The 6,689-nt window shown below is 40.6% G+C and carries 7 protein-coding genes; all 7 read left to right on the top strand.

Annotation, left to right across the window (positions count from 1 at the left end):
* Positions 1 to 446 precede the first annotated feature (446 nt).
* Positions 447 to 2,633 carry an OsmC domain/YcaO domain-containing protein gene (locus CXF82_RS10595; protein WP_102044175.1) on the top strand — a complete coding sequence of 729 codons (2,187 nt, stop codon included), beginning with the start codon at positions 447 to 449 and terminating at the stop codon, positions 2,631 to 2,633.
* A gap of 519 nt (positions 2,634 to 3,152) precedes the next feature.
* Positions 3,153 to 3,653, top strand: coding sequence for a hypothetical protein (locus CXF82_RS10590; RefSeq protein ID WP_102044174.1), 501 nt, complete (start codon positions 3,153 to 3,155; stop codon positions 3,651 to 3,653).
* A gap of 24 nt (positions 3,654 to 3,677) precedes the next feature.
* Positions 3,678 to 4,028, top strand: a complete 351-nt coding sequence (locus tag CXF82_RS10585; protein ID WP_102044173.1) for a 4-fold beta flower protein — start codon at positions 3,678 to 3,680, stop codon at positions 4,026 to 4,028.
* Between the two features lie 102 nt (positions 4,029 to 4,130).
* Entirely contained in the window at positions 4,131 to 4,523 is a 393-nt protein-coding gene (locus CXF82_RS10580; RefSeq protein WP_102044172.1) for a hypothetical protein, read from the top strand.
* A gap of 117 nt (positions 4,524 to 4,640) precedes the next feature.
* Complete coding sequence (locus CXF82_RS10575; protein WP_102044171.1) at positions 4,641 to 5,252, top strand: hypothetical protein; 612 nt, start codon at positions 4,641 to 4,643, stop codon at positions 5,250 to 5,252.
* A gap of 118 nt (positions 5,253 to 5,370) precedes the next feature.
* Positions 5,371 to 5,781, top strand: coding sequence for a hypothetical protein (locus tag CXF82_RS10570; RefSeq protein WP_102044170.1), 411 nt, complete (start codon positions 5,371 to 5,373; stop codon positions 5,779 to 5,781).
* Positions 5,782 to 5,838: 57 nt separating this feature from the next.
* The coding region (locus tag CXF82_RS10565) for a transposase (RefSeq protein WP_102044169.1) at positions 5,839 to 6,689 on the top strand (851 nt) is incomplete at its 3' end.

Below are 6,689 nucleotides of genomic sequence, written 5' to 3'. Positions count from 1 at the left end.
CATAATACTTTCCACCTTTTTACGTGATACACCCAAAGCCAGTTTGAACCAGCCTAAGGATTGAAGTAATCAGTGACTTTTAGTATAAAAGCCAATTCAATCAATAACTGCTTCAGTATGGCCTTATAGCAGGACAATTGATAGGCCTAGCGCATCTGAAATTCTTTAACTCAGTGGGATCTATAGATGGACGCTGCTTCTTTGACCAAGCGACCGTTTTATACTCAAGTGACTTCTAAATGTTTGTTTCTGAGCTCAGAATGATAAGGCGAGCAGTATCTATGGTGCGAGGAGATTGATCACCGTGGCCACCGTTCACACACTAAACTCGGCTAATTAAGCAAATTACGTAATTAACCCAAGACTATTGCCTCAAAAACACCGATAATTCTCACCATTAAGGCACGCTAGCCGATTGACAACGCACGACTCTGGACACTATTTCAATGGAAATCAAAGTTAACTTTCTCGACAACCTCAGACTTGAAGCAAAGTTTGATGACTTTACCGTCACTGCAGATCAGCCTATTCGTTACAAAGGCGACGGTTCAGCCCCTAGCCCTTTTGACTATTTCTTAGCTTCGTCAGCGCTATGCGCCGCCTATTTTATCAAGGTGTACTGTAAGGCTAGAGATATTCCAACGGAAAACATCAGACTGTCGCAAAACAACATTGTTGACCCTGAAGATCGCTATAACCAAATATTTCAAATCCAAGTTGAGCTACCAGCAGATATTTCAGAGAAAGACAGAACGGGGATTCTTCGTTCAATCGACCGCTGTACTGTAAAAAAGGTTGTTCAGACGGGGCCTGAGTTTAAAATCGAAACGGTTGAAAACCTCGACGGAGACGCTAACGCGATGTTGATGGGACAAGCCGATGGCGATGCTAGCACCTACATCTTAGGTAAAGACTTGCCGCTTGAGCAAACGATTACCAATATGACCAGCATGCTAGCTGATTTAGGGATGAAGATAGAAATATCGTCATGGCGTAATATTGTGCCTAATGTTTGGTCTTTGCACATCCGTGATGCCGCATCTCCAATGTGTTTTACCAACGGTAAGGGCGCAACAAAAGAGAGTGCGCTTTGTTCAGCGCTGGGCGAGTTTATTGAACGCTTAAACTGTAATTTCTTTTATAACGATCAATTCTTCGGTGAAGAGATCGCCAACAGTGAGTTTGTTCATTATCCAAATGAAAAATGGTTTGCGTTAGAAGAGGATGACTCACTACCTGCAGGCATTTTGGACCAGCATTGTTTAGACATTTACAATCCAGACGAAGAGCTGGCGGGTTCTAATCTTATCGACACTAACTCAGGTATGACTGAACGTGGCATTTGTTCTATCCCTTATGTGCGTCACTCTGATGGTGAAACGGTTTACTTTCCGTCTAACCTAATTGAAAACTTATTTTTAAGTAACGGCATGAGCGCGGGCAATAACCTAGCTGAAGCGAAGGTGCAATGCTTATCAGAAATATTCGAGCGCGCCGTTAAAAGACAAATCATTGAGCAAGAAATCGTTCTGCCAGATGTCCCTATGGCGGTACTTGAAAAGTACCCAAGTATTTTAGCGGGTATTCAAGGCTTAGAAGAACGCGGATTCCCTGTTGTAGTAAAAGACGCCTCACTGGGTGGCCAATTCCCTGTTATGTGTGTCACCTTGATGAACCCAAGAACGGGCGGTGTATTTGCCTCTTTTGGCGCACACCCAAGTTTTGAAGTCGCCGTTGAGCGTAGTTTGACTGAGCTACTACAAGGTCGTAGCTTTGAGGGCTTAAACGATGTCCCTAAGCCGACGTTCGATAGCATGACAGTGACTGAACCAGAGAACTTTGTTGAGCACTTTATCGATTCTACCGGTGTTATTTCATGGCGCTTCTTTAGCAGCAAGCATGACTATGATTTTTGTGAGTGGGATTTCTCAGGCACCAATGAAGAAGAATCTCAGAGCCTCTTTGGCATATTAGCTGATATTGGCAAAGAAGCTTATATAGCTGAGTTTGATCAGTTAGGCGCGTCAGTGTGCCGTATACTCGTGCCGGATTACTCAGAAGTTTATCCCGTCGAAGATTTGATTTGGGACAACACCAATAAGTCGCTGCATTATCGCGAAGATATCTTAAATCTTCATTCTCTAGATGATGACCAACTGGCAGGCTTAGTTGAGCGACTCGAAGAGAGTCAACTCGATAACCAAACGGATATTCCGACATTAATTGGCATTGTGTTTGACGAGAACACTGTTTGGGGCCAGCTCACTATCATCGAGCTTAAAATCCTTATCTATCTAGCAATGGGCGAGTTAGAAAATGCGATGGAGCTTGTCGCTGAATTCCTACAGTACAACGACAATACCGTAGAGCGTGGTTTGTTCTATCAAGCGGTTAATGCAGTCCTTGAAGTCACCATGGACGACGAACTCGAGCTCGAACACTTTATTGGTAACTTCAATAGAATGTTTGGTAAAGAGAACATGCAAAACGTAGTCGGTTCTGTTACCGGTGAAGTGAAGTTCTTTGGCCTGACGCAGACCAGCATGAAGCTTGAAGGCATAGAGCCACACTTAAGATTGATTGAAAGCTATAAGAAATTGCATCAAGCGCGTAAAGACAAAGCAGCAAGTTAATTCTATTATTGCAGTAGCTTTTGCTCTTTAGATATATAGCCCATCAATTGATGGGCTTTTTATTGCCTGCACGGTGGTTAAAAGGGAGGAGGGTGGCTCAGTTATGCCCCAAAACGAGTTTACGTCAGCAATTCGTCCAATACAGCACAGACCTCTTTGCAATATTTTTTCTCATCAGTCGGAAAGTACAGTGTTAGTGTTTTTATACAGTATTATTGGCTTTGTGCGGATAATCATCAAATTATGCGCAATCAGTTCGCGGTTTGCTATTGAGTGAAAAGAAAAAGAGGCGTAAATTCAGTAAGATGTAAGTGTGCGCTCATGAAAAGTTCAGATAACCGGAAAGCAAAGTGTGCGACTCACTTTTCTCCCTAGGTGTATTGGATACAATCTTCAGCGTAAATGTTTAATAAGCTGTTATTAATGTTTTTTTCAGACTTTTTACTGTGCACGCTTTCTCAACATGGTTTGGCAAAACGCGCAAGCCGTATATACAAATGTTAGCTGCCAAGGAAGACTATGAGTACAATTATCGAACAAGGTGTTATCGGAATAATTACAGGTATTTGTACTACAGCAGTACTTTTCCTAATAAAGTCCTTGTGGGTAACTAAAGTTATTCCTTTTATGGAGGCTACGAAATATCAAGGCGTTAACATTGCAGGGCAATGGAGCGGTTTTGGTAAAAACGATAATCCAGATAACGGAGATGTTTTTGAAACTGAATTTAACCTTTTTCTTGCTCAAAGTGCTCATCATTTAACTGGTTCATTTTTATTTAAATTTAAAAACCCAGAAAAAGACGTTAACTTGGATTTCGATGTAAGTGGATATATGTGGGAAGGGTATGTAACCCTAAATTTTACGCCTAAAGATAAACGTGTAACTTCATATGCAACGACTCTACTTAAGTTACATGATGGTGGTCACTCTTTAGTCGGCACATGGTTATTTAGAGATGTAGCTCGTGAATTCGTGAACCAAGTGCCTTTAACCTTAGTCCGTAGTCAAGGCAGCTAACAAGTCGTTTAAAAGGAGTAGTGTATGAATCCAATTTATAGCAACAATGGTCAAGTTGTAGCTTGGCAAGATAATCAAAATATTTACCAGTTAAATGGAAGCCATATCGCAGTTATAAACGGTGATAATATTTACAGCCATAATGGGCGACATTTAGGCATATTTTCTAATGGACTCTTTCGTGATCAACGCGGTGGTGCTGTGGCTTTCATAAGTGGCGCAACAGGTGGCCCTATTTTACCAATTTGTTCTATAGCACCTATCGCGCCAATACCGTCAATACCACCTATCCCTTCAATTCCATCTATTCCACCAATACCTTCGATTCCATCTCTTGGTTGGGGAATTAGCTGGCAGCAGTTAATAAATGCCTAACAAGTTGCTTAAACGGAAAATAACAGTTGGCCATCGCTTCGCGATTATAGCCAACCATTATTTTCCGCTTAGCAAGGCGTTATAACTCAAGGATACTTCGACATGTTATCTCTATCAGAAGTAAGGTCTATTTTTGAAAAGGAATTCTCAACATTATTGAAGCATTTTAATGTATTTGAACTTTCAATTAGTGAGGCAAGTAATAGTTCTTCAAATGACATTAATAGCCCTGGGGTTTATATTTTTTGGCACCCAAGTTATGGAGTTATTAAAGTTGGAAAAAGCCAAAGTAACTCTAAAAAAAGGTCACTTGAACATCTTGGAGATAACACTTCAAATTCAAAAATAGAAATGGGTTCATTAAGAGATGATCCCAAAACTATATTATTGTTACTAAATGCAGTTAACTTCGATAGTCTTCATTGGGTATTAAGTCTAGAGGCATTTATGGAGTGGAATGCAAAGCCATTGATCAACGCTGCGAGAATGGGATGAGTTATAACAAGCACTTTTAACGGAACAAAAACAGTTGGCTGTTTCGCTCAGCTACACAATTATAGCCAACTATTTCTGTCCGCTTAAGTGGGCGTTAGTTGCTTCTAGGAGTATTGTTTGAGTATCAATGAAATTGTTACATTAATTAAAGATATTGTATTAGGTTTATGCGCATTAGGAACAGTATCTGTAGCCGTTTATGGAGTCAAAAATTGGGCTCGAGAATTAAAGGGTAAAGCTGATTTTGAGGTTGCTAGACTTCTTATCCGTGCTGTGTATAAATTTAGAGATGAGATTGAGTCTTCCAGATCGCCTATGACTCTACCCAATGAATTTCCAGAAAATTATGATCCACATAATAGAGCTTCAAAATATAAAGCAGAATTTTGGTCGTACGTATTTTCAAATAGGTGGAAGCCAGTTGTTGAAGCTGTATACGAATTGGATGCGCAAGGTTTAGAGGCTGAAGCACTTTGGGGGGCTGATATTAAGCAACTAATTCAAGACCTTAGAAAAAACGCACAACTGTTACGAGTTGGGATGCAGGCTGTTGTAGATAATGAAATGCAGGATAACGAAAATTTTGAATGTGATTCCGATTTAGCTAAAAAAATGAGAAGCCGTGTTTGGAAATCGATGAGAGAAGAAAATGATGAAATAACTCTTTCGATCAACTCAGCCATTGAAAAGTTAGAACAATACGTTCGCCCACATTTAAAACGCAACTAACAAGGTGGTTAAACCGAACCAAAACAGTGGGTTACGCTTCGATTTTTACACATTATAACCCACTGTTTTAGTCCGCTTATTGCGGCGTTATGTGCCTACAGAGGTATTGGATTTATAAATGAAGTATTTAAAAATAATTATCATGACTTTCTTTTTCGTTTTACCTGCGCATTCAAGTGAAACAAAAGAATATCTTAACAAGTTAGATGTTCAGTATAAGGCACTACTAAATATTCTTAATGAAGACGAACGAGAGTTTTGGAAGAGTAAATATTTTGACATTACGATAAAAGCAACAAAAATACATGATGACTACGAAGGAAGTGTAGCTTACTTTAAAGGGAAAGGAGAGTATGAAAAGTATGCTGATTCTTTGCTTTTTTCAAATGTTAAGGAGGCGAAGCACTCTAGACTTAGTAATACAACTAAAGTAGTTGAAGAGCTGGGTAAGCTTGTTTTTGAAAGACATTATCAGGAAAACCTTCAGACCTTGCTGAGTGCAAATAAATACATAGACAGCCATAGTTAATGGCCTCAATAGCGACCTTCTACTATGCTTTGAACGAGCATTTAACAAGGAGGTTGTATGCCGCGCCCAAGACGAACCCTAATTAGCATTGAAGACACTCCCTATTACCACTGTTGCAGCCGAGTTGTTCGGCGCGTTTTCTTGTGTGGCGATGATAAATACGCTGGTAAGAACTACGACCACCGCCGTGGTTGGGTTGAAACGCAAATACTTAAGCTCTCCGAGGTGTTTGCTATTGATGTAGCGGCTTACGCAGTGATGAGTAACCATCTGCATATTGTGCTTTATATTGATCTAGAGACGGTGAACAACTGGTCAGATAGAGAGGTTGTTTTACAATGGCATAAGCTATTTAATGGCACGGCGCTAACGCAAAAATTCGCCAAAGGTGAAGTCATCGATGAGCATTTAGTGGTTCAACTCAGACACCTTATTGCTACCTATCGCTCAAGGCTCAGTGATATAAGCTGGTTTATGAGGTGCTTAAATGAGCCTATCGCACGACAAGCCAATCTAGAGGACAACTGCACCGGGCACTTTTGGGAAGGGCGTTTCAAGTCACAAGCTCTACTTGATGAAGCTGCAGTCCTTGCTTGTATGGCTTACGTTGAGCTCAATCCTATTCGAGCTAAGATGGCTAACACACCAGAGCAATCAGACTTCACCAGTATCAAACTAAGAGTCAAAGCCGCTCTGAAAGGTGAGCAGCCCAAGAAACTATTACCTTTCATTGGTAACGAACGAGCACACCAGCCTAAAGGCATTAATTTCTCACTTAAAGACTACTTAATACTGGTTGATGAAACAGGCAGGGTTATCCGTAACGATAAGCGTCGCGCGATATCTTCGAGTGCAGAAAGGATTTTGAGCCGATTAAATATCCCAGCGGCAAATTGGGTAAAAATCAT

The organism is Shewanella sp. GutDb-MelDb (genome assembly GCF_002836075.1).
Classification (GTDB): Bacteria; Pseudomonadota; Gammaproteobacteria; order Enterobacterales; family Shewanellaceae; genus Shewanella.
The sequence above is the reverse complement of the archived record's forward strand: the minus strand, read 5'-3'. Positions and strand labels throughout refer to the sequence as shown.

Bases quoted from the DNA above. Each gene is read 5' to 3' on its own strand.
- CXF82_RS10590 (WP_102044174.1), top strand. From the start codon at position 3,153: ATGAGTACAATTATCGAACAAGGTGTTATCGGAATAATTACAGGTATT.
- CXF82_RS10585 (WP_102044173.1), top strand. From the start codon at position 3,678: ATGAATCCAATTTATAGCAACAATGGTCAAGTTGTAGCTTGGCAAGAT.
- CXF82_RS10595 (WP_102044175.1), top strand. From the start codon at position 447: ATGGAAATCAAAGTTAACTTTCTCGACAACCTCAGACTTGAAGCAAAG.
- CXF82_RS10570 (WP_102044170.1), top strand. From the start codon at position 5,371: ATGAAGTATTTAAAAATAATTATCATGACTTTCTTTTTCGTTTTACCT.
- CXF82_RS10580 (WP_102044172.1), top strand. From the start codon at position 4,131: ATGTTATCTCTATCAGAAGTAAGGTCTATTTTTGAAAAGGAATTCTCA.